At 54.1% G+C, this 23166-nt stretch carries 17 protein-coding genes; 8 read left to right on the top strand and 9 right to left on the bottom strand.

What is annotated here, in order from left to right; genetic code table 11:
- Positions 1-237 precede the first annotated feature (237 nt).
- The 9 genes from BLQ17_RS13025 to BLQ17_RS12985 all read right to left on the bottom strand — a co-directional run bounded on the left by BLQ17_RS13025 (position 238) and on the right by BLQ17_RS12985 (position 12176).
- Complete coding sequence (locus tag BLQ17_RS13025; RefSeq protein WP_092223539.1) at positions 238-2802, bottom strand: PKD domain-containing protein; 2565 nt, start codon at positions 2800-2802, stop codon at positions 238-240.
- Positions 2803-3389: 587 nt separating this feature from the next.
- Positions 3390-4028, bottom strand: coding sequence for a GntR family transcriptional regulator (locus BLQ17_RS13020; RefSeq protein ID WP_092223537.1), 639 nt, complete (start codon positions 4026-4028; stop codon positions 3390-3392).
- A gap of 813 nt (positions 4029-4841) precedes the next feature.
- The gene (locus BLQ17_RS13015) at positions 4842-6935 is read right to left on the bottom strand and encodes an acetate--CoA ligase family protein (protein ID WP_092223536.1); all 2094 of its coding nucleotides are present in this window, start codon (positions 6933-6935) and stop codon (positions 4842-4844) included.
- A gap of 9 nt (positions 6936-6944) precedes the next feature.
- Positions 6945-7481, bottom strand: a complete 537-nt coding sequence (locus BLQ17_RS13010) for a 2-oxoacid:acceptor oxidoreductase family protein (RefSeq protein WP_092223534.1) — start codon at positions 7479-7481, stop codon at positions 6945-6947.
- On the bottom strand, positions 7474-8217 hold the full coding sequence (locus tag BLQ17_RS13005) for a thiamine pyrophosphate-dependent enzyme (protein WP_092223531.1): 744 nt from the start codon (positions 8215-8217) through the stop codon (positions 7474-7476). Before BLQ17_RS13005 ends, BLQ17_RS13010 begins: the two co-directional genes overlap by 8 nt.
- Positions 8202-9269: a 3-methyl-2-oxobutanoate dehydrogenase subunit VorB gene (vorB, locus tag BLQ17_RS13000; RefSeq protein WP_092223528.1), complete on the bottom strand. Its 1068-nt coding sequence runs from the start codon at positions 9267-9269 to the stop codon at positions 8202-8204. The genes BLQ17_RS13005 and vorB overlap by 16 nt, the downstream gene beginning before the upstream one ends.
- A 1-nt stretch (position 9270) precedes the next feature.
- A complete protein-coding gene (locus BLQ17_RS12995) occupies positions 9271-9498 on the bottom strand; it encodes a 4Fe-4S binding protein (protein ID WP_245695130.1) in 228 nt (75 codons plus the stop codon).
- Between the two features lie 178 nt (positions 9499-9676).
- A complete protein-coding gene (locus BLQ17_RS12990; protein WP_092223526.1) occupies positions 9677-10924 on the bottom strand; it encodes an MFS transporter in 1248 nt (415 codons plus the stop codon).
- 91 nt (positions 10925-11015) lie between these two features.
- Positions 11016-12176 (bottom strand): Glu/Leu/Phe/Val dehydrogenase dimerization domain-containing protein, encoded by a 1161-nt coding sequence (locus BLQ17_RS12985; protein ID WP_092223524.1) that lies wholly within the window; start codon positions 12174-12176, stop codon positions 11016-11018.
- A gap of 394 nt (positions 12177-12570) precedes the next feature.
- On the opposite strand from BLQ17_RS12985, the gene BLQ17_RS12980 reads away from it, so the two are divergent.
- From BLQ17_RS12980 to BLQ17_RS12945, 8 genes are all read left to right on the top strand, one after another.
- Positions 12571-13314: an IclR family transcriptional regulator gene (locus BLQ17_RS12980; protein WP_092223522.1), complete on the top strand. Its 744-nt coding sequence runs from the start codon at positions 12571-12573 to the stop codon at positions 13312-13314.
- Between the two features lie 57 nt (positions 13315-13371).
- On the top strand, positions 13372-14832 hold the full coding sequence (locus BLQ17_RS12975; protein ID WP_092223520.1) for a sensor histidine kinase: 1461 nt from the start codon (positions 13372-13374) through the stop codon (positions 14830-14832).
- A 6-nt stretch (positions 14833-14838) separates the two neighbouring features.
- A complete protein-coding gene (locus BLQ17_RS12970; RefSeq protein ID WP_092223518.1) occupies positions 14839-16206 on the top strand; it encodes a sigma-54-dependent transcriptional regulator in 1368 nt (455 codons plus the stop codon).
- Between the two features lie 406 nt (positions 16207-16612).
- On the top strand, positions 16613-18568 hold the full coding sequence (locus BLQ17_RS12965; RefSeq protein ID WP_092223516.1) for a proton-conducting transporter transmembrane domain-containing protein: 1956 nt from the start codon (positions 16613-16615) through the stop codon (positions 18566-18568).
- Positions 18569-18608: 40 nt separating this feature from the next.
- Complete coding sequence (locus tag BLQ17_RS12960) at positions 18609-19526, top strand: respiratory chain complex I subunit 1 family protein (RefSeq protein WP_092223514.1); 918 nt, start codon at positions 18609-18611, stop codon at positions 19524-19526.
- Entirely contained in the window at positions 19523-20176 is a 654-nt protein-coding gene (locus BLQ17_RS12955; protein ID WP_092223513.1) for a hydrogenase, read from the top strand. Before BLQ17_RS12960 ends, BLQ17_RS12955 begins: the two co-directional genes overlap by 4 nt.
- Before the next feature lie 4 nt (positions 20177-20180).
- Entirely contained in the window at positions 20181-21605 is a 1425-nt protein-coding gene (locus tag BLQ17_RS12950; protein ID WP_092223511.1) for a proton-conducting transporter transmembrane domain-containing protein, read from the top strand.
- Positions 21598-23118 carry a hydrogenase large subunit gene (locus BLQ17_RS12945; RefSeq protein WP_092223509.1) on the top strand — a complete coding sequence of 507 codons (1521 nt, stop codon included), beginning with the start codon at positions 21598-21600 and terminating at the stop codon, positions 23116-23118. Before BLQ17_RS12950 ends, BLQ17_RS12945 begins: the two co-directional genes overlap by 8 nt.
- The last annotated feature ends 48 nt before the right edge of the window (positions 23119-23166 follow it).

Here is a 23166-nt window from a genome sequence, read left to right as displayed (position 1 = left end):
TAAAATGGTGGTGTGCCCCAGGAGATGTGGCTGTATATTCACCCTTTATGTTTCGGGCAAACAGATGAGCCATAATGTGGTTACATTCTATCATGGATTGGCGAGGGGAACAAAAAACGGCTGTGTTGCTTGCAGTTCCTGTGGGTTCTGTCAGGTGAAAACAACTGTAAGAGCCAGGGCCGCTACGGGTAATATCCCGGCTCTTTTATGAGTTGTATAGGTATTCCAGATCTTTTTTTACTTGCACGTGAGCTTTATGGGATGACAAACTCCCGAGAGACATTGATCATCGCTGGTACACGGCTCTCCTTTTGCTCCACCCTGCTCGGTGGGACAATCGGCGGAACAGTTGTCAGCATCCTCACCGGAATCACAGGTACCGTCACCGCAAAATGGTGCGGCCGTGGTCTCCTCGATTTTTACCAGTACTTCGTTTGAGTACTCGGAAGAAACAGTTCCGGCAAAACCCTGAACACGATATTTATAGGTGCCCGGTGGGATGTCGATATCCTCATATTCGGTACTATCCGCTCCTGTGGTGCCAATTTCCGTAAAGTTGTATTTGCCTCTTACTTTTTCGGCACGCTCAATTCTACACCCTTCCTTGTCATCCGGCGTATTCGTCCAGAAAAGGGTGACCAAGTTTCCCGTAACCTCAGCGATCAGGTTGGCAGGAGCGCTTATTTCGCTTGGGTCACTGATGGTTACCTCCCGGACCGAGACGTCGGTTGCCCCATCGTCATCCGTTACCGCAAGACTTACCGTGTAGGTGCCGGCAACGAGGTAGGTATGGGTCAGTGACTGGATCGTAGAGGTATTGCCGTCGCCGAAATCCCAATCCCAGGAGATGATAGTTCCGTCTACATCTGAGCTTTGGTCGGTAAACGCAACCGTAAGACCTGAGGCTGAGAAGGTAAAATCCGCGGTCGGCGCAATGCTTGCGGAACCAATGATATCGGCAACGGCCGAATCAGCCTGGATAAACCCGAAACCGGTATCATGGTCGAATCCGGCTGCACCCATATCGATGGCTGTACTCTCAAGAGCGGAGTATATCTGGGTGACAGTGGCGTCGGCCTTTGCCTCGTACATGAGGGCTGCAACCCCAGCAGCGTGAGGTGCCGCAGCCGAGGTTCCTGAAAAATCGGGGGTGCCGTCGCCGTCGCGGTCACTGGTGGGATAGAAAAAGGTAGTGTTCACTCCGTCCGGCGCAACAATTTCCGGTTTCATGCGCACTTCAGGTTCAGCCAGGGGGGTTGTCCCATCCGATGCGAACAGAATCGGGGTGCCGCCGGCAGAAGAAAAACTCTCCAGCAGCGGGATCTCAAGAGAGCTGAATGGTGGTGTTTCCCGGTAGTAGGCGGCACCTACCGCCACTGAACCGGTTGCGTTGGCATGTCCATAGCTGGTGCTGCTGTAGGTTGCGTATTCATCGATGGAAGCGTTGCCGAACAGTACGGTTTTAAAAAGACCCGGCGCCTCTCCTTCCCACAGGGCGATGATAAGGTTGAAGACGGGAGGGCTCTGCGGAATCCAGAGTCCGTCGTTGCAGAACTGCAGTATTTCGACAGGTTCACCGGTGGAAATATTTTCATGTGCATCGTAGGCGACAATATATGAGCCACTGCTGTCCACCAGCCAGACATCAAGATCGTTCTGGGTGCCGGTGCCGGCAGCCCCTGAACCGAACGGCGAGTTCCACTGCACCGAGAAGACCGCGCACTGGCCGGCGGGAATCGTATGCGCCTGCATTGTATCGATGGCGGCGGGGGACGGATTAAAATCGTGCATGTATCCTGCAGGATATAAAACGCCTATATCGATATAGAGCATTTCTCCGCTGCTGGTAAACGGGGCTTCATAACTGTCGCGCGCCTGGTTGCCGGCCGCCGAGAAATAGGCGACGCCCATATTCTTTACCTCATCCACGGCTTGGGCGATCGTGCCGTCGAGAAACATGGGCTCTCCCAGGTAGATCACGTCATCTGTTATCACTTTTGATCCTGCATTGGCAAGATCGACGATGCCGCTGGCAAATCCGGCAAACCCGTTAAATGCCGTATGAAAGGCGAGATCGGCAGAGGGCGCCACGTCATAAACGATCTGCAGCATGGCCCGTCCTTCATCGGTGCATGGCTGTGAAAAAATGGCGTCCCCGCAAACGGCGCTGTCGTCGAGGACCTGCACGTTTTCCGGCAGGTCGCCGCTGATTATGTCGCTGTCGGCACCGTTCTGCTGATTGTAGCTGTCGGAGAGAACCCCCACCTTAACCCCACCACCGCTGAGGCCATAAAGAGTGCGCGCCACATCGGAACGCTGCGCCCTGTCGCCCTCGCTTGTCACTGCGCCCGCGTTGGTCATCGGAATCGAGGCGGAGAGAACCTGCAGGTTGTCAAGTTCTGCGGCCTTTTTGATGGCGCCGATGGGCAGCCACCCTGAAACAGTGGTTTTGAAGCGGGAGCCGTTGCGCAAGCCTAACCGGTTCAACCCTGCCAGCAGCAGCTCACCATCACCGTCTGTACGGGCATCCACCAGGATATGTCCTTTTGCTACACGCAAAAAAGGATTGCGCGGTTTAAAGTCGGTGTCCGGAGCGTTACGAACATGAAGGGTATATTGCCGATAGATTTTGTATAACGATCCGTCAATTTTGGCAAACACACCGCCAGGCTTCACAATGAGCGGCTTCGGATGGGAATCGGGGAGTTTCAGCACAAGAGCGGTTGCATGCAATGGAATTGCCAGGATAATGATCAGGAGCAGCAGATTCCACAGAAAGAGCGGTACGGCTTCCGTTTTCATGGGGCCTCCTTCAGAGCGGGCTGTTCTGTCTTCAGGTTTTACGGGTATGGTTTTTACGCTATCACCATATTGTATCACACTGTTGTGACCGATGTGAATTGTGATAAATACGTAAAATCAAATGTATGGTGTCTGCGTGTGGTGGGTCGTGATGGTGGGGCGGATGGTTCTCGCTCGGGACGGCGTTCTCGTTTATGGGCTTGGTGTTGCTGTTAAATAAACGGTTCAGGAAGAAAAAATGGTGTTGGCGGTTTTTATCTCGATCGTGGTCGTCCTAATTTTATTGTTCACCGGGGCCAACGCTCTTTGAGCGTGCCCTGACCCTGACCTCAGGGCCAGACAATTACCGGGGTCTCAACAGGCGGGCAACCGCGTGGCAGGGAACGTTGTCGCTGTGCTCGTTCGTTCCCTGGTTGACTTCAACCTGCACATTCCGGCAAACGCAGTCCTCTTCACTGTGCTTTGCGCCGTAGTGGTCGGTGGTCCCAGGGGAGTCAAAAAGCGGTAGCTCACGTTTTTTATGAATTTTTCAAAACGGGCAAAAAATATTATCCAGTTTACTACCCCGGGGCAACAATGTCAGCCGGTTAGTCGAAAGGTTGCTGGAGTAGGTCGTCGTAGGTTTCTCTTATGATTGCCAACCCGCTTTCTATATTTTGCGCCATGGCTTTTCGCACTTTCTCACGGTCACCTGATTTCAGGGCCTGGATTATATCGTAATGCTCGGCGTTAAACTTGATGATATGGCCTTTTTTCCTGCGGTAAACATTTAAAACACTTTCGACCGAAAAAATATAAGCCTTGGCAATATTGTACAGGTGGGGAAGGTTTGCTGCCCTGTAGATGCAAAAGTGGAAGTCAATGTCGCACTGGTAGTGATCATGGGGCATTGCCAGCATGAGATCGTGCAGCTTTTCCAGCTCGGCAATGTCTTTTCCCGCTATGCTGTCAAGTGCGGCAACAGCCAGCATGCTTTCAAGTTCTTTACGCAATTCGTAAATGTAGAGGATCTCTCTCGGGGTGGGCGGGGTGGCTACCACGGCCCCTTTATAGGGAATGTTCTGAACAAGACCGGATCGGTCCAGGCGCATCAAGGCTTCCCGGATGGGACCTTTGCCTATCTCCAGTTCGGTTTCAAGATCGGCTATTATCAGCCTGGTACCCGGCAGTTTTTGGCCTTTGAGTATCATGTCCCGTATCTTCTCATAGGCCATTAAAGATTTCATTGATGTGGGTGGCTTGTTTCCAACCAAAGCAGTGCTCCTCGATAGTTAGCGCAATATCTTGTTTAAGGGTAAGCAAGTTTTAATGGATTTTAAAAACTATTTTATAATAACGCTCACGCTTTTAATGTCAACGCATTGGGGCTGTATCGACTGCATCCCGTTGTTGTCCCTGTCCGGCTCCATCTGGTGAATCGATCAAAGATCTTTTCTTCGCTGGCCCCGTACCCGGTGCGCCGATTGCATCGGAGACAGCGCCGGAAATGATAGAGCTTTTTGCCCTCAACGGCAAGCCCGCAACGTATCCGGTGTTGTTGCATCAAAAGATGTGCTTTGCAGGGAGGTGACGAAAAGTGTTTGAACCATTGTAAGTACAACTGTTTTTTTATCGAGTGCCTCATTTGGGATTTTCCCTCCGGGCAGACGCGGCAACATTCGATAACGGCGCATGTAAAACGAGCGGCTGGAACAGTATCTTCTGTCGATTGAGGGCCGAAAGGGTAAAAGGGTGAGAGTCACCCGAAGATCACCACGCGGCTGCTCTGGGGTGTCGGTATCGGTTTTTTCGGATTGGTATCGGTCGGTGTCGGAAATTTTGACTCGATAATATCACTTGCCATCGCTTGCGGTGCGCCGTTTTTGTGATCCTGCTCGGGTAGGTGTTCGTGGTTGCAGAGATGCTGCAGATGGCTGATAGGGGAGGTGAAAAAAACGATGCGACCGCAAAATTCTTATTTCTCATGACAACTTTTCGGGGCAGGTTGTCGGCCAAACAGTGGCCGACAACCCGATCGAGCCGGTGGTAAATATGAAAAATCAGTCGCTAGTCACCACCAGCGCGTCCGCACTGCACACGCCTTGTCCTTTTTCATAGACGAATACCGGGTTTATATCCAGTTCCGCTATGACGTCACGCTGCTCTGCGGCAAGGCGGGAGACGTTGGCCACGGCGTCGGCAAGAGCATCAATATCGAGCTCGGCTTTTCCCCGGTAACCTTGAAACAGGGGCAGCGCCTTGAGACCGCTCAGCATACGCAGCGCCTCCTCTTTGCTAAACGGTGCGGGAATCAGTACGGTATCCTTGAATATTTCGACGAAAACACCGCCTAATCCCACCAGCACTGCCGGACCGAACTGGGGGTCGTTGTTGACCCCGATAATCACTTCAAGGCCGGGCGAGAGCATTCTCTGCACCAGCACCCCGTCGATTGCTGCTTGCGGGGCGTGGGTCGCACCGTTGCTCATGATCCTGTCAAACGCTTTTCGAACAGCTGTTTCATCTGTCAGCTGCAGTTCGACTCCGCCGATGTCCGACTTGTGGGCGATGTCGGCGGAAGCGATCTTCATTACCACGGGGTAGCCAACCGTTCCTGCGATTTTGACAGCGTCATCCGCTGTTTTGCCCACATTGCCTTCAGGGGTGGGGATGTTGTAGTCCCGTAAAATAGCCGCACTCTGTTGTTCGGACAGGGTTCGCCGCCCTTTTTTCACCGCTGCACTCGGAATGGCCAGCTCCAGGGTGTGTTCTTCCGGACTGTAGGCGACAAAGTCCATAAGGTGGCGCAGGGCGGCAAAGCCGTAGGCAGGGGGAGGAAGTACTGGTACGCCTGCCGCCGCGAGGCGCGCCTCGTATTCCGGATTACGACTGTTTTCAAAGAACGGGAGCATGGCCATGGGTTTGCTCCTGTTGTTTTGCACCACTTTCTCAATGCCTTGCGCCATGTAGTGAATGCACGGGTCGGCTATCTCGTGGAGCAGGGTGTACCCGATCACCACCATCCCCACTTTCGGGTCGTCCATCACTGTCTGCAGCACCTCGGCGTAGGTGTCCGCATCGTAGGAGATGGTGGCGGTGGTGTCCAGCGGGTTGGCGGGACTGGCATAGGAAGGAAGCAGTTCCTTGAGGCGCGCCAGGGTCTTGTCGTTGAAGTCCGGGTAATCAAGCCCCGCCATTTCCCCCATATCGGCACAGATTCCGGTTTCACCTCCGGACAGGTTGATGGAAGCCAGCCCGGTTTTTTCGGGAATTGCCCGCATGGTTGCAAAGAGCTGGGTCGTGGCCAGCAGCTCTTCCGCATCGTTTGCCCGGATTACTCCGAACTTTTTGAAGATCGCATCGTAGATGGCGTCGGCCCCTGAGAGCGAACCGGTATGGGACGCGGCGACCCGGGAGCCTTTCTCGCTGCGTCCGGCCTTGAGGATCACGACCGGTTTTCGCTTCTGCGCGGCGCTGCGCAGGGCGTCGGTGAATTTTTCCGGATGGGTCACCCCTTCAAGATAAAGCCCTATGACTTTGGTATGAACGTCGTCGATGAGGTACTGGAAATAGTCTTCCATGGTGACCACCGAACAGTTTCCTGCCGAGATACAGTAGGAAAATCGCATGGCGGGATGGTCCATGAATGACAGGCACAGCTGACCGCTTTGGGAGATAAGTCCCACCGAGCCTTTGCGGTCGCGCTTTGCCGAGATGAAGGCAAAGGCGGCCACCTGGTCGACGTAGTTCATGTAACCGGCGCAGTTGGGGCCCATCAGGGCGATGTCAAGTTCGGTGCACAGCCCTTTGAGATCCTCTTCCGCTTTTTTTCCTTCTGCGGTTCCGGTTTCAGAATATCCGCTGGCATAGACCACGGCGCCGCCAACACCTTTTGCCGCCGCTTCCTTAAGGAGCGGCTCCACCAGTTTTTGCGGGGTGCAGAGTACGACAAGGTCGACGGGGCCGGGAATATCACTGAGCGTGGAAAAACACTTTTTCCCGAACAGGGTGTCTCGTTTGGGGTTGACGTAGTACACCTTGTCGGTGTTGCCGTAAGAAATGACGTTGCGGCAGGTGTCTCCGCCGAATCCTTCCTTTTCACTGGCCCCGACTATGGCTACCGTGCCGGGTGCCAGGAGTTTTCCGATGTCCATCACAGACTCCTATAGATCGAGGGCCGCCTGCGCGCCGCGCATGAAGCATTCACGGTTGAGGGGATTGTTGCGCCCCTTCTTGCCAAAATAGGCGTCGATGCCGTCGGCAAAATCCTCAACGGGGAAGAGGCCGGTTGCACCGATGGCCGCACCGAGCATGACGATGTTTGCCCCCCGCGGATTGTCCAGTTCGGCACTGATCGCGGTGGCGGCAACTTCGGCAACCCGGATATCGTCGCGGAAGGTTTTGTTTTTCACCAGGGTGGAGTTGGCGATGATTACTCCGCCAGTAACGACCTTCTCCTGGAAAGAGTCCACCGATTCCTCATTCATGGCGATAAGCGTATCTATGGAACTGAAGAACGGGTTCAATATCTCGGAGTCGCCGATTCTCAAGTGACAGCTCGCAGTGCCGCCGCGCATCTCGGAACCGTATGAAGGCACCCAGGTGATTTTCTTGCCATAGACCATTGAAACGTTGGCGAGCAGCAGGCCGGCGGTGAGGACACCCTGGCCGCCGAACCCGGCACAAGTAACACTAAGCATCTGTTCTTTCTCCATCTTTTACGAATTCACCCAAGGGGTATGTTGCCCTGACCGTGGAACGAATATGGTCAAGACTATTCTGAAGGGTCATCTTCCAGTTGGTGGGACAGGGAGAGAGGATCTCGATCATCGAATATCCTCCGCCCTTCATCTGGGTTTCGATTCCGGTGCGGATATATTTTTTTACCTTGTTGATCTCTTTGGCGGTGTCCACTGAGCCGCGGGCGAGATAGCCGACCGGAAGATTCTTCATCTGGTTTATGATATTGAGCGGCTGGCCGGTCAGCGCGGCATCGCGTCCCTTGGGCGAGGTGGTGGTGCGCTGACCGGGCAGGCTTGTCGGGGCCATCTGTCCGCCGGTCATGCCGAAAATGCCGTTGTTGACGATGATCGCCGTGATGTTCTCGTTGCGTATGGCGGCATACATGGTTTCGGAAAAACCAATGGCCAGCGAGTCGCCGTCTCCCTGATAGGTGAATACGCAGCATTCCGGGCGCACCCGTTTTACCCCGACGGCAACGGCCGCAGCCCTGCCGTGGGGAGCCTGGACCCAGTCCGTTCCGAAGGTGTCCATCATCAGGCAGCCGCAGCCGACGGCTAGCGAACCCACCGCCTTGTCGGCCAGGCCGAGTTCTTCGAGGACTTCGGCCAATACCCTGTTGACGATGCCGTGGCCGCAGCCGGGACAGAACTTGTTATCCTCAACCAGTAGTTCGGGGATTAATTTTTGAGCCATGAAACTTCCTCTCTGCTGTTAAGGATTGATACCGCTTCTTCCACGATGGCGGATGATTCCGGAATGTTGGCGCCGCCAAGAAAATGTTTAACCGGAGTCTTCATTTCACAGGCGATTTTAACGTCGTCTTCGAGTTTGGGCAGGGCGCTGAGCTCCACGGTGAGGTAAGCCTTCACCTCGCTGTTCACCTCCTTGAAAGCGTTGGTCGGAAAAGGCCACAGGGTGATGGGACGGAGCAGCCCTAGGCGAATTCCCCGGCTGCGGGCGATGGCGACCGCCTCCTTGCAGATTCGCGAGCTGATGCCGTATGCAACGAGCACTATGTCAGCGTCTTCGACCTCGACATTCTCCCAGCGCTGTTCGGCGGCTGCCATCGAGTCAAACTTGGCCTTGATGTAGCCGTCGAAATCCTCGATATAGTACATTGTGGAGGTGATTCGCTTGAAGTCGCCGCCGTTCTTTCCCTTGGCGGCCCAGGGTTTGTCCGGATCGACTTCCTGCATCTCCGGCAGTTTTACCGGCTCCATCATCTGGGCGATGGACGCGTCGGAGAGGATCAGGCATGGGTTGCGGTATTGTTCGGCCTTGTCAAAGGCCAACCCCATGAGATCAACACTTTCCTGCACCGAAGACGGCGCGAAAACGAGCATGCGGTAGTCGCCGTGTCCTCCTCCGCGAGTGGCCTGGTGGTAGTCGCTTTGCGCCTGGAATATGTCGCCAAGGCCCGAGCCGTAGCGTTGAACATCGACGATAACGGCCGGCAGTTCGGCTGAAGCGATGTAGGAAATCCCTTCCTGGAGCAGGCTGAACCCAGGACCCGATGAGCTTGTCATGGCCCTGAATCCCGCTGCGGCGGCGCCGTATACCATGTTAATCCCGGACAGTTCGGATTCCGCCTGGAGAAAAGTTCCGCCCACCTCCGGCAGACGGGAGGAGAGGTATTCGAGAATTTCACTCTGCGGGGTGATGGGATACCCCCCGAAAAAGCGGCAGCCGGCACGAACCGCTGCTTCGGCCAGTGCGTCGTTTCCCTTCATTAAACGATATGACATTTCAAGCGACCTCCCTGCGTTCAAAAACATAATCGGGACAAACCGTGTGGCAGATTGCACAGACGATGCATTTTTCCTCATCGAGCTTGACAAGGGGATATCCTTTCCTGTTCACATCGTCGGAAACGGACAATGCCTCTTTGGGGCATTCGAGAATGCAGAAACCGCACCCCTTGCACCTTTCATGGTGCTGAACCATGTGTAGTCGTTTTTTGCTAGCTTTAGTCATTTTCAGACTTCCTTTTTAATTCTGTACTGTTGTTCTGTCATGCAGCTGTGTGTGACGCCACAACCACAGGCAACCGCACCAGATATTTTGCAGCGGCCTGTGGTATTGGCGCAAACGGCCAAAGACTTTTGTGCTTTGTCTGTCCGGCAGACAGTTGTATCAATAGTTCTTTTATGTTTTATGCTTCCTGGGCGAGAGGAAGGTTCTCCTCCGCTTTGTTTCCCCACCTGCAGACGATAATCGACATCACGCAGCCCATTGCCGCGACCGCCGCGAGGAAGGTGAATATCATGGCATATCCGCCGTCGCCGTGACTGTCGAGCCAGCTGCCGAACATCGCCGAGAAGAAGAAATCGGGGGTGTAGCCGATGATCGAGGCGATGCCGATAGCGGTTCCGGCAACCGTGATCGGGATACCGGCCTCACGAACGACGGAGAAGACCAGTCCGTAAAGCATGAGTCCGAATGCGCCGGGCAGCAGGGTGTACAGGCTGATGGCGGTGGTACTCATCGTCGGCGGCAGAAACAGTACCCCGCCGATGGTGAGCGCGAGGGTTGCAAACAGGACGATGAAAAGTTTGGAGGTTGACCGGAACACTTTATCAGCAAGATAACCGCCAAAGGGGGCGAGCAGATAGAACAGATAGCTTCTTATAATGGAGTAAACCCCAGATTCCTCCACCGACAAACCTACCACGCTTGTGAGGTAGGGGGTGAAGTAACTGGTGCTGGAGTAGATGGCGTAACCGCCGAATACGATAAAGGAGAAGATCCACAGCATTGGGTTCTTAAAGAGATGTTTTACCGCGGAAAAATCAAACTTGTCTTCGACAGCGCTTTCAGTTTTTTCATCGCTCAGGATAAAAAATACCAGTATCCCCGACACGAGAATGGAGACCGACATCACCATGACCGCGTAGAACAGGCTCTGGCGCGGGTCCGAGCCAAAAGTGAAGGCTTCAAGGGCGAGACTGTTCACTATGGCTGCGGCGATGCCGTTGCCTGCGTAGTAGAGTCCGTAGAGCCGGGCCTGTTCGGTGCTGTCACCGGCCATGCCGATCGCCTTGAGCAGCGAGGTCCAGAAGACGAAGGCGGTGGTCAGGGCGAACAGGAACCAGATGACGAGCGCCAGGGTGTAGGAGAGGGTGATGGCGTAAAGGGCACCAAGAGCGGCGGTTCCGAACAAAGAATAGCTGATGGCCTTGCGGGGGGAGATCTTGTCGGTGATTATTCCCCCGGGGATGTAGGAGAGTATGCAGCCCAGAGCGTACATGCTGAGCAGAAATCCGGATTGCATATTGGTTATATTCATGACTTCCAGCTGGGTATCGTAAAAAACGTACTTGATGTATGGAAGGGTGTAGATGGATCCACCGGCCAACGACAGAGCCAGGATTGAAATATACTTGCGTAGGGTAGCGTTCATATTGTCTCCTCGAAAAATGATCTGCAGGATAGTGGGGTCAATAAACAAATAACCCGGTTTCAGTCAGGTTGCTGTAACCGGGTCGTTTTCTTCAAATAGTAGGCATGTCCGGATGTCCGGATTTTGCCGGCGCAAAGAGCTCTCGGGCCACCTGACGAGTGGTCTTGCCTGATCTGGCGGCCTCCTCAAACACTCGCCGGGTCTGCCGCCGGATGATATTCATCGTGTCTTCGGCAATAGCGTTGGGTTCGGGTTCGACCAGACCGAACAGTACCACTTCGTAAATCCTGATGCCTCCCATGTTGGTGATGAAATCGACGCACACGTCGACGCCTTTTTCAGCAAGTATCGCATCCGCTTGCGGGGTGACCGGAATGTTTGCGGCCTCAACGATGAGAGAGGCCTTGACCTTGTCAACGTTTCCTGCGTTGATAACGTCTTCCAGGGCAGCCGGGACCAGGATGTCGCAATCGACATCAAGCCACTCAGTGTTGGAGCGGACTGCATAGGAAGGGTCAAACGCCTGGGGGTCCATTTCGCCCTTTGGCTTGCGCGTTGCGACCAGCTTTTTCACATCCAGGCCTTCCTCGCAGGAGATCAGACAGTTGGCGTCGGAAATACCGACAATCTTGTATCCCCACTTATCGAGGCAGTAGGCAAGACTTGCCCCCGCACATCCGAATCCCTGCAATACCACCCGGGCACCGTTGCCGTTTCCCTTGAATTTCCACGCTTCGTCCAGGGCCGCCGCAGAGCCGTATCCCGTGATCATGTCGTACATGGTAAAACCATCGTAGGTCATCTTGCAGACATCGTCGTGGTCCTTGATCCGTTTTTGCTGTTCGGGGTCGTTGCGCATGGCCTCGGTCTGGGGAAGACCGATTCCTATGTCATCAAGAATGTCAAGTACATCACCGTAGTCGACGCCAAGGTCGCCGCCGATGGAGACCCCGCACCTGATATAGGGGGACATGGCTATCAGGTAGCGCCGCAACACATCTTTTGCGTCCGGAGCTCTGTAGTCGTAGGCGATGCCTCCTTTGCAGCCGCCAGTCGTCTTCGATTCACAGGCATTGTATTTGTATCCCATGGCGGTTGCCAGGCGAACAACCTCCTCGGCGGTGACGGTTGGATGCATGCGGGTGCCGCCGCCGCAATAATTGTTTACAAAATTGTAGGCGCAAAGCCATCCCTTGGCATCGGTCTCAGTGTCATTCCACTCAACCAGAATATACGGCTTGTTCTCTGACATTAAATTTACCTCGCTTGTTGCTTCGCCAGGCGACGAAGCGTTATGGATCTCATCATCTCCCTGTTACACCTCTTGTACAACCGGATCTTCAAGACTGTCATGAACTGTTCATAAACACCCTTTAACCGAACATGCAAATCTTCGGTTAAGTGAAGCCACTTTACCAAAGCACACCTCCGTGTCAATAAATTTGTTTGCATATACGATATTTTTGTCGCAAATGCGATTTTGGTGTAAAACAACACTGGTCAGAGGGGCGGGATCTGGTAAATTGTTCGCATTTGCGAAAACATTGTTGAAAGCAGAAACGTTAATGGATAATGTCTGGGGGGTTGTCGGGGAAATCTGTTTTGGCGATACACGGGCACATAAATCGGAGGGCGTACTGAGATAAATGAAAGTAAATAGAACGACATTGCGGGCGACTGAAATCCTGAGGTTGCTCGCCACAGCACCTGATGGAATGACGGTTACGGAAATCGGCACAGCGTTAAAGCTGCCCAAAACGAGCACCTTTGATATTGTCCAGACCCTGCGGCAGGTTGATTTTCTGCGGGAAAAGGGCAAGCGCTTTTTTATCGGTTACATGGCCGGCGAGGTCGGCCGGGCATACGCCGCCGAGCAGGAAATCGACGAGGTTGCCTCGCCGCACATCGTTGCACTGGCGGAAAAGCTGCAAATGGTCGGTTCCCTCGTCCTCTACGAAAACGGCAGCCTGAATTACGTTTTTGAACATTCCCCGCCAGGGTCGATAATCGCGCCGGGCGCATCGGGCGGGACAAGCTACGTCCATGCTTCGGCGTCGGGTAAGGTGCTTATTGCCAACATGCCGGCGGCGAGACAGACCAAGGCTATGGCTTCCTTACGGTTTACCGCTTTTACCGACAACACCATCATGGACGCCGGGACCTACAAGAGGGAAATAAAAAAAGTCCAGGAGCAGGGCTATGCGGTGGACGACAGGGAGTTTCATAAGTTTCTGACCTGCGTTTCGGCGCCGATCTTCAATCGCGGCAAGGTGGCGGCCGCCATCACCATGTCTGGTCTTCAGGTCGATAACGAGGCAATAGAAGATATAGCCAGTCAGCTGGTGGTCACCGCCCGGGTCATTTCCGCGGAACTTTCAGAGACCCGTTAGCCCATTGACGGCGAGAGTCTCTCCCCTCCATAAAAAAGCTGTACCCATGGGAAACATATGAAACTTTTTTATCGGCTGTTTTGCTATCTGCTGCTCGGAGTTCTGTTGTTAATAGCCGTTGACGAATATCTCAGCTTCCGGGCAGAGGTTGGACAGTTCAAGACCGATATGATTGCCAGCGCCGTACAGGACGGGAGAAGCATAGCCGGCATGATTTCCCGTGTCTGGAAAGAACGCGGCGAAAAAGAGGCTCTGGCTCTGCTTGAGGAGGCTGGTACTCCGGGGGTGATGGATATCGGCTGGGTGTGGATGGATGTGTTGCTTGCTTCTTCAACGGTTGGTGCCGAAGATAAAAAACGGCTGCAAAAGGTAAACGAAGGAGAGCCGGTTTCCCTCAACAGGAGGCTGGCGAGCCGGGGCGATGTCCTCTGCACGTATTACCCGGTCGATACCGGAGCAGTGCGGCAGGGGGTGCTGGAGCTGATCCAGCCTGTTGCCGCCCTTGAAAATTTCTCCAGCCGCATGACCAGGAGAGGGGTGAGTGTGTTTTTCTTTTTGGCGCTTTTCAGCGGCACTATCCTCTATTTTTTCATGAACCGCAACATCCGTATTCCGCTGCAGCAGCTTACCAGGGAGGCGGAACGCATAGGGAGCGGGGACCTGGATGCCGAGCCGATGGCGGTGGGCGAGGACGAGCTGGGCGAGCTTGCCAGGACGATGAACAACATGAGGTCGCACCTGCTTGCCGCAAGGGAAAAATTGAGCCTGGAATACGATGCCCGCCTCAAGACCATCGAGCAGCTTCGTCATACCGAGCGGCTATCGACCTTCGGCCTTATTGCCGCAAATATTGCCCATGAAATGGGAACCCCCCTGAACGTTGTGGACGGCAGGGCGAAGATGATCATAAATGAGGAACTGGAACCGGGGGAAATAAAACAGTGCGCCGAAATCATCAGGAACCAGGCGGAGAGGATGACCGCCATCGTCAGGCAGCTGCTCGATTTCACCAGGAGGCCCAAGCAGGATATAGCAACTGAAAATATAGCTTTTCTCATACGCCAGGTTTTTGATTTTTTGCATCCAATGGCGAGTAAGCAGCGGGTCTGCTTTTCGCTTGTAAAAGAAGAAAGCGCCGAGGTGCAGCTGCGGGTAGACGGCTCCCAGATCCAGCAGGTGCTGGTCAATCTGCTCATGAACAGCGTACAGGCAATGCCGGAGGGGGGCAAGGTGTACGTCAACCTCTCCAACGTGCAGGGCCCAGGAAAACAGAATGCGCAGTCAGGTTCTGCGAAAATGATGAAGATACGGATAGTGGATGAGGGTGGAGGTATCCGCAAGGATGACCTGGAGCATATCTTCACCCCTTTTTTCACCACCAAGACCATAGGTACCGGTACGGGGCTGGGGCTCTCGATTGCCCACGGCATAGTAGAAGAACATGGCGGCTGGATAGACGTGGAAAGCAATGTGCAGAACGGCGCCTGTTTTTCGGTTTATCTCCCGATGAAGGACTGAAAAAGCATGAAAGGAAATATTGTTGTCATCGAAGATGACCAGGAAATGTGCAATATGCTCAAAGTCGGTCTCACCCGGCGGGATTTTTCAGTGTCTACCTATACCTCCGGAAGGGAAGGACTCGACGCCGTCGATCTGCGAAACACCGATGTGGTGCTTGTCGATATAAATCTGCCGGATATGAACGGCCTGGATATCTGCAATGAGATTGTCAACAATCTCCCCGATATCCCGGTGGTCGTGATGACCGCTTTCGGTTCCATGGAGACCGCCATAGCAGCTATTCGCGCGGGAACCTATGATTTCGTGATCAAGCCGCTTGACATGGATCTTTTGTCGCTGTCCCTTGAAAGGGCCGCCCGTTATCGAAAACTTCAGCAGACCGTCAAGCATCTCAGCGATGTCGCCAGGCAGCCGCGACGCTTTGACAACCTGCTCGGCAACAGTCCGGTAATGGAGAAGCTGTTCTCCCAGCTGGACCGTATCGCCGATTCGGAGGCGTCTCTTTTGATTACGGGGGAGAGCGGATCGGGCAAGGAGCTTGTTGCCAGGGCGGTGCACAACCACAGCCGCCGCAGCGATCGTCCGCTGACCACCATCAACTGCGCCGCCATGCCGGCACAGCTGCTGGAGAGTGAGCTGTTCGGCCACAAAAAAGGTGCTTTTACGGACGCAAGAAGCGACACTACGGGACTGTTCCTTGAGGCCGACGGCGGAACCCTGTTCCTTGACGAGGTGGGGGAAATACCCCTGGACCTTCAGCCGAAGCTTTTGCGGGCGCTGGAGGAGCGCTGCGTCCGGCCGGTTGGCGGAACGGTGGAACACCCGTTTGACGTGCGGATAATCGCCGCCACCAACCGGGATCTGGAGTCGGCTGTTGAAGACGGTCTTTTCCGGGAAGATCTCTACTACCGGCTCCATGTGATACAGATAGAGATGCCTCCTCTTCGCGCCAGGGGGGCGGATATCCTCCTGCTTGCTAGAAATTTCATGGAGCAGTTGTCGGAGCGGCAGAACAAGGCGATCATCGGCATTTCCGACGCGGCTGCGGAAAAGCTCCTGGGGTATAACTGGCCCGGTAATGTCCGGGAACTGCGCAACGCCATGGAGCATGCCGTCGCCTTGACCCATTTTGATACGGTAGTCCCCGAAGACCTGCCCGAAAAGATACGCTTTTATCGCAACGATCATTTCCTCCTGTCGGCGCAGGACCCCGCCGAGCTTATTTCCCTGGAGGAGATGGAGCGGCGTTATATCATGTATGTGCTCAAAACCACCGGGGGCAACAGAACCCTGGCCGCACGGATCATGGGGGTGGACCGGAAAACCCTTTACCGGAAGCTGCAGCGCTATGAGGAGAGCGACGCTTCCTGATGCGTCCATTGTTGCTGGTCATGATCCGCAAACTGCGATTTTCCTTTTGAGTGAGGCATTATGCCCTGTCGGGGCATAATGCCTCACTCAAGAACCCGCTGCCTGGCTATCCGTTTGATGTTTTCCCCCGTCCTGTTGTTTCATCCGTGACGTGTCTTGTCTTTTCGCGCTATGGGCAGTGATGCCGGGGCAATTTGCCCCGGCATCACTGCCCATAGCGCGAAATTTGGCGGTATAGACAACGATATCTTCCCGTGTGCTGCTTGATAGTTTCGTGATATCGAGATCTTATCTGATATGCAAGAGAGCTGGTATATATATTGCTCGTGCCAGATGGGTCCGATAAAGACAGCTCGGCCGGCTCAATATCCGGCGTAGCGGCTAATCACATTCTTTGCGAGGAGCGATGGAGATTTTTTCCCTTTCAGTTGTTGTCCTGTTTGTCGGCGGACTCCTGCCGTTGGTCATCTTCCGGTTTTTCCGCCTGATGAAAGCGGTCTACACTACCATTACCGTTGTTGGCTGTCTGCTCGGTCTGTACGGGGCGGTGACTATTTTCTCGGGAGCGGCTGCAGGTCCATACTCCCTGCACTGGCTGCATTTTTTTCAACTCCGCTTCTTTTTGGATTCTCTTTCAGCATTTTTTCTCGTCCCGATATTTGGCGTCTGTCCGCTGGCCGTGCTCTACAGTTTTCACTATATGGACGACTCGAACAGTAAGATAGAGACGGGGGTGCATTTCTTTTTCACCAACGTCCTCATCATTGCCATGGCGCTGGTGGTCGCCGCCGACACCATTGCCAGTTTTGTCCTGGCCTGGGAGTTGATGTCCGTCTCCTCCTTTATGCTGGTGATCCACGACTACCAGAACAAGACCAGTCGCAGGGCGGGATACATTTATCTCCTCTTCACCCAGACCGGTGCTGCTTTTATTTTCGCCGCCATGGGGCTTGCGTACGGGTATTCGGCCTCCTTTGATCTTGTCGCCCTGGCGCAGCTGCCGGAGCAGATAAAACCAGTGGTGTTTATGCTGGCACTTGTCGGGTTCGGCTCCAAGGCAGGAATGTTCCCGCTGCATATATGGCTGCCGCACGCCCATCCGGCCGCACCGTCCAATATCTCGGCAATAATGTCGGGAGTCATGATCAAGATGGGAATTTACGGCATCGTCCGCTTCTACGCACTGCTGGGGACAACGGGGACGGTTCTTGGCCAGACAATTCTTCTTGCGGGTATGGTTTCGGGGGTGCTGGGAGTTGTTTATGCGCTTGGAAAGCATGATCTCAAAAAGTTGCTCGCGTATCACAGTGTCGAGAATATAGGCATCATCCTGATTGGTCTCGGTATCGGCATGGTGGGGGTTTCTTCAGGAAATATGAAAATGGCGGTTTTTGGTTTTGTCGGAGGTCTGCTCCACGTACTCAATCATGCGGTGTTCAAGTCCTTGCTGTTTCTCGGGGCTGGAGCGGTACTGAAGAAGACCGGAGTGAACCATATTGACCAGCTGGGAGGTTTGCTCAAGCGTATGCCGATTACGGGCAGGACCTTTATGGTCGGTTCGGTCGCCATTTCCGGGCTGCCGCCCTTTAACGGTTTCGTAAGTGAATTCCTGATCTATTACGGAGCGTTCCAGGGACTTGGCGCGGCGGGGGGGCTGTTCATCCTGTCCATGCTCGCCATATTATCTCTCGCTGTTACAGGCGGGCTGGCTGCCGCCTGTTTTACCAAGGTGGTCGGACTGGTCTTTCTCGGGGAACCGAGAACCGGACAGGCAGCATCTGCTGTGGAAACACGATGTTGCGCCACCGTGCCGATGGCTGTTCTTGCCGGCGCGTGCGTCGTCATCGGAATTTTCCCCGAACCATTCGTTCAGGTTGCGTTCATGGGATTAAAGGGCCTGGTCCCGGTCTCGACCGCGGCCGCAGCAGACCTCGTCGCGGCAACGGCCAACCTGGCGCTGGCCGGTCGTCTGTTTGCGGGGCTGTTCCTCTGTTGTGTGGTGCTGAGAAAAATCTTCTACCTGGGCAAAAAAATACGCACAGGTCCCACCTGGGGATGCGGCTTTACCCAGCCTGCGGCGCGGATGCAGTACACCGGAACATCATACGCCATGAGTGTTGTCAAATTCTTCAGTTTTTTTGTGCATATAAGAACCAGATACTCCGGGATAAAGAGAATTTTCCCCGACAGACCTTGTTATGAGACCCGCGTGGACGACATCGCCGAGACCGTGCTGGCTGACCGCATAGTCACGCCGATGCTCTATTTTTTAGGTAAACTCCGCTGGATACAGCATGGACATATTCAATTGTACATCGGCTATATCATCGTGACGATCATTGTACTTCTGCCATTTATCTGATCTGTCGATATAGCTGTCACTGTTGATACCGAGGTAAATAATGGAAAAGTATATCTTGCTGTGCCTAGTGCTTCTGGCTGCGCCCCTTTTTCCAGGTATTATCCTGAAGACAAAAGCATTTTTTGCCGGTAAAAAGGGGCCGCCCCTGTTGATCAAATATTACACCCTGGCAAAACTGTTGCGAAAATGTTCGGTGTACAGCACCAGTACAACTTTTGTCTTCAGACTGGGGCCGACGGTCGGTTTTGGTTCGGCGCTTCTGGTGCTCAGTTTTTTCCCCTTTGGTGGAGTTGAGCCGCTCTTCTCGTTTCATGGCGATGTAATAGCTCTTTTTTATATCCTTGGGACCGGCAGGTTTTTTACCGTTGTTGCGGCACTGGATACCGCCTCGCCGTTCGAGGGCATGGGAGCTGCCCGGGAGGTTTTCTTCTCAACAATAGCTGAATTGACCATCTTTACCGTTCTCATCCTTTTCTGCCGGATAAACGGCTCGCTCAGCTTCAGTGAATATTTTCTCGGCGACAACCCCGTTTCCCTGGTCGATCCCTCCGGGGCGCTGCTTGTTCTGGTTATCGTATCCATGTTCATGGTGATGCTCACCGAGTGTTCCAGGGTGCCGGTTGACGATCCGGCGACCCATCTGGAGCTGACCATGATCCATGAGGTGATGATTCTCGATCACAGCGGACCGGATCTGGCTCTTATCGAACTGGCGTCCTTTTATAAACTCTTTTTCTATTCGGCGTTTATCGTTCATCTCATCTATCCGTTCTCTGCTGGTGCAGGACTGCTCAATGGTATTATTTTCACGACCCTTATGGTGCTCATTTACGGAGCGATCGGCGTGGTCGAGTCCATTACCGCCAGGTTCAGAATGAATCTTGTTCCGCAATTCGTCCTTACCTCGTTTGCCCTGGTTTTCTTTGCGGCCATACTGACAATGGGGGTGTTCCAATGATCAATTTCGCCGACTTTATTCTGGTCCTTATCCTCCTCTCTGTGCTGTTGTCGCTCGGGTCGACAAGACTTATGGCGCTGGTGAAGATCATGGCTCTGCAGGGGGTCATGGTGTCAGTGACACCGTTGTTTCTCAATAGTCATGAAATTCCCGACGGAGGTGCCGCCCTTTTTTACCTGGTCATGATCTTCATAAAGGGGGCGCTTATTCCGGTGCTCCTTTACTGGGCGGTGAAGCGGGTGTCGATCAAGCGCGAGATAGAGCCCATCGTCGGTTATCACGCCTCTATCGTCACGGGCCTTGCGGTCCTGCTTGGTTCGGTGTTTATCGTAAACTCGCTCCATCTCAGCCTGCCGGAGGGCCGCTCTTTTGCGCTTATTACCGCAAACAGTACGCTTGCCGCAGGATTTTTCCTGATGATGGCCAGGCGCAAGGCCATTACCCAGGTGATCGGCTACCTGATGCTGGAAAACGGCATCTACCTGATCGGCACCGCCCTCACCAAGCGCAGTCATACAATTTACATCGTTGAATTCGGGGTGCTGCTTGACCTCCTCGTGGGGGTTATGATCATGGGCATTATCCTCAACAACATCAATACCGCTTTCGATGATATCGACACGACCTTGCTGGGACAACTAAAGGATTGAAACAATGATAGAATCTGTCTTTTTATTCCCCTTTGTCATGGGGCTGGTTTCCCTGGCTGCACCGGCAAAATCAAGCAGGTTTGTTCTTGCTGGTACGGCGGCGGGCCATCTGTTGCTGACGCTCATGATCTGGCACGCCAGCCTCTCTCCCCTCTATCCCGCATTTTTTACCGCCGCACCGGAGGGGCTGCTCATTCTCCTGGTGACTTCCATAATTTTTGTCGCCATCTCGTGTTACGCATTTTCCTATGTGATTGAAACGAAGATGGCTCATGCGCGGGTGTTCAGCTGCTGCATGATGCTTTTTCTCGGTACCATGTCCATGGTGGCCCTTTCCGACCACCCCATAGTGCTCTGGATTGCCATTGAGGCGACGACTCTGGTGAGCGCGCCGCTTATATTTATCCATCGTTCGAAACAGGCCCTGGAAGCGACCTGGAAATATGTCCTCATCTGCTCGGTGGGGATCGCCCTTGCGCTGCTCGGGATCTTTTTCATCACCCTTGCCATGGATCTCGGCAATATCGCCGGTCCCCTGACGTTCACCTCGCTCAATACGGTGGCAACAAGGCTTGACCCGGTCTGGCTCAAGGCGGGCTTTGTGTTTATCGTAATCGGGTTCGGAACCAAGATGGGGCTTGCGCCGATGCACACCTGGCTGCCTGACGCCCACAGCGAAGCTCCGAGTCCTGCGTCGGCGCTGTTGTCCGGAGCTCTGCTGAACTGTGCCTTTCTCGGCATATACAAGACCCATGTACTGATGAACAGTGCCGGGCTCGGCGATTTTTCCGGCAGTGTCCTGGTCGGTTTCGGGCTCTGTTCCATGCTGGTTGGCGCAGTTTTTATTGTCGGCCAGCCGGACTATAAACGGATGCTGGCCTATTCCTCCATTGAAAATATGGGGATAATCTCCTTTGGGGTCGGGATCGGCGGGCTCGCGTTGTACGGTGCCTTCATCCACCTCATTCACCACTCCCTGCTGAAGTCGTCACTCTTTCTTTCCGCCGGAAACATCCTGCTTGGCTTCGGCACCAAACAGGCAGGCCGCATCGGTGGAATTATTCACAGCCTGCCGCGGACTTTCGTCTCGTTTTTCGCCGGGTTCGTGGGGCTCTGCGGGCTGCCGCCGTTTGGCATGTTTGTCAGCGAGATTATGGTTGTCATCGGCGCGATCAGGGGACACTGGTACGTCAGTGTCGTCCTGTTTGTTTTTGCGCTGATCCTGGCAGTTGCCGGCTGCGGCAGGGTGTTTATGGCCATGTCGTTCGGCGAGGCCACGACAGCTGCCGGGCTCGGCGAGAAACCTCTCCGGTTTATTCCCGCCTACGCCCTGCTGCTCACTTCGCTGGTGCTGTGCTTCTGGATGCCTGAAACCGTATACGTGACAATAATCGACTCGATTAAGATGATTGGTGGTATTCATGGATAATCTTTTGCGAATAAAAAACGGAGTAGCGGTCTTGAGATCTTCCATACCGCGGGTGGATTATGGCGACTTTTTCAGGACACTCTCCGAGTTCGTTAAAAATGACGGCTTTATCGTCCAGTTTTTCGCCTATGAGGAAAACGGGCAGTACCGTCTGGTGGCGGTGGTACGCAACCACGACCTCTATGTCCTGCAGACCGAGGTCGGCACTATCTTTAAATCGTTTACGGGGGCGGTGAGCGAAAAATTTCACATGTTCGAGAGGGAGATTGCAGAACAGTACGGTCTCAAACCCGACGGACACCCGTGGCTGAAAATGGTGCGCTACCACGAGAATTATTCAGGAGAAAAGGACGTCTTTGCCAACGATTACAGTAAGGAAATCCCCGGCAACTATCCCTATTTTGCAATCGGCGGGGAGTCGATTCACGAGGTTGGTGTGGGGCCGGTTCATGCAGGAATCATCGAGCCGGGGCATTTTCGTTTTCAGTGCGCCGGGGAAGAAGTGCTGCACCTGGAAATCCAGCTCGGTTACCAGCACCGGGGCATCGAGAAAATGATGCCGAAGCTGCCGCAAAAGCGGTATCCGATTGTCGCTGAATCGATAGCCGGAGATACGGCAGTCGGACACAACCTGTGCCTGTGCCAGGGTATTGAGGCCCTTGCCGGACTCGGGGTCGATAAAAAGGCAAGCATCGTCCGCTGCATAGCCCTGGAGCTTGAGCGTATCGCCAATCATGTCGGCGACCTCGGTGCCTTAAGCGGAGATGTGGCCTTTAATCCGCCCGCCGCCTATTTGGGAAGAATCAGGGGCGAATTCCTGAACCTGTTGCAGGTGCTCTGCGGCAACCGTTTCGGCAAGGGGCTTCTCAGGCCGGGCGGGGTTGCTCATCTCATGGGTGAGGAGCAGTGTCTGCTCATAAAGGAAAAAATTGCTGAGATCAGACCGGAGATAGAACATGTGTGCGATCTGCTTTTCACCGCCCATACGGTCCTGGCCAGGTTCGAAAATACCGGCACGGTGGCGTATCAAACCGCAAAAGACCTTGGTCTCGTCGGTTATGCGGGCAGGGCCTGCGGGTTGGCCTACGACGTGAGGGTCGCGTTTCCAAGTGAATGTTACCGGGAGCTCGGGACGAACAGAAACCGGGTGATAAACGGTGACGTCAACAGCAGGGCGACGGTGAGAAGAGAAGAGATTATGCATTCGCTGACGCTTATTGACACCCTTGTGAAAATGTATGAACAAGACGGCGACATCCCGACCGCGGTGCGGGCGGGGGAGCACCGGCTTGCCCCGGACGCCTTTGTGGTAACCGTGAACGAGGGATGGAGGGGGGAGGTGTCGCACTGTATTCTCACCGATTCCGCCGGAAAGATTGTGCGCTACAAGATCAAGGATCCGTCTTTTCATAACTGGACCGGTCTGGCGATGTCGCTGAGAAACCAGGAGATCTCGGATTTTCCACTGTGCAACAAGAGTTTCAACCTCTCCTACTGCGGATTTGACCTGTAAATGAGATGTTGTTAAGAGATCGCATCCGTTTTCCGGGTCGGTCTGGAG

Source organism: Desulforhopalus singaporensis (assembly GCF_900104445.1).
Lineage (GTDB): Bacteria > Desulfobacterota > Desulfobulbia > Desulfobulbales > Desulfocapsaceae > Desulforhopalus_A > Desulforhopalus_A singaporensis.
Note: the sequence above shows the minus strand (reverse complement) of the source record. Positions and strands in the feature narration are given on the sequence as shown.

What these genes read in the sequence shown, in the direction of transcription:
- BLQ17_RS13025 (WP_092223539.1), bottom strand. Translation starts at nt 2,802, where the DNA reads ATGAAAACGGAAGCCGTACCGCTCTTTCTGTGGAATCTGCTGCTCCTG.
- BLQ17_RS13020 (WP_092223537.1), bottom strand. Translation starts at nt 4,028, where the DNA reads ATGAAATCTTTAATGGCCTATGAGAAGATACGGGACATGATACTCAAA.
- BLQ17_RS13015 (WP_092223536.1), bottom strand. Translation starts at nt 6,935, where the DNA reads ATGGACATCGGAAAACTCCTGGCACCCGGCACGGTAGCCATAGTCGGG.
- BLQ17_RS13010 (WP_092223534.1), bottom strand. Translation starts at nt 7,481, where the DNA reads ATGCTTAGTGTTACTTGTGCCGGGTTCGGCGGCCAGGGTGTCCTCACC.
- BLQ17_RS13005 (WP_092223531.1), bottom strand. Translation starts at nt 8,217, where the DNA reads ATGGCTCAAAAATTAATCCCCGAACTACTGGTTGAGGATAACAAGTTC.
- vorB (WP_092223528.1), bottom strand. Translation starts at nt 9,269, where the DNA reads ATGTCATATCGTTTAATGAAGGGAAACGACGCACTGGCCGAAGCAGCG.
- BLQ17_RS12995 (WP_245695130.1), bottom strand. Translation starts at nt 9,498, where the DNA reads ATGACTAAAGCTAGCAAAAAACGACTACACATGGTTCAGCACCATGAA.
- BLQ17_RS12990 (WP_092223526.1), bottom strand. Translation starts at nt 10,924, where the DNA reads ATGAACGCTACCCTACGCAAGTATATTTCAATCCTGGCTCTGTCGTTG.
- BLQ17_RS12985 (WP_092223524.1), bottom strand. Translation starts at nt 12,176, where the DNA reads ATGTCAGAGAACAAGCCGTATATTCTGGTTGAGTGGAATGACACTGAG.
- BLQ17_RS12980 (WP_092223522.1), top strand. Translation starts at nt 12,571, where the DNA reads ATGAAAGTAAATAGAACGACATTGCGGGCGACTGAAATCCTGAGGTTG.
- BLQ17_RS12975 (WP_092223520.1), top strand. Translation starts at nt 13,372, where the DNA reads ATGAAACTTTTTTATCGGCTGTTTTGCTATCTGCTGCTCGGAGTTCTG.
- BLQ17_RS12970 (WP_092223518.1), top strand. Translation starts at nt 14,839, where the DNA reads ATGAAAGGAAATATTGTTGTCATCGAAGATGACCAGGAAATGTGCAAT.
- BLQ17_RS12965 (WP_092223516.1), top strand. Translation starts at nt 16,613, where the DNA reads ATGGAGATTTTTTCCCTTTCAGTTGTTGTCCTGTTTGTCGGCGGACTC.
- BLQ17_RS12960 (WP_092223514.1), top strand. Translation starts at nt 18,609, where the DNA reads ATGGAAAAGTATATCTTGCTGTGCCTAGTGCTTCTGGCTGCGCCCCTT.
- BLQ17_RS12955 (WP_092223513.1), top strand. Translation starts at nt 19,523, where the DNA reads ATGATCAATTTCGCCGACTTTATTCTGGTCCTTATCCTCCTCTCTGTG.
- BLQ17_RS12950 (WP_092223511.1), top strand. Translation starts at nt 20,181, where the DNA reads ATGATAGAATCTGTCTTTTTATTCCCCTTTGTCATGGGGCTGGTTTCC.
- BLQ17_RS12945 (WP_092223509.1), top strand. Translation starts at nt 21,598, where the DNA reads ATGGATAATCTTTTGCGAATAAAAAACGGAGTAGCGGTCTTGAGATCT.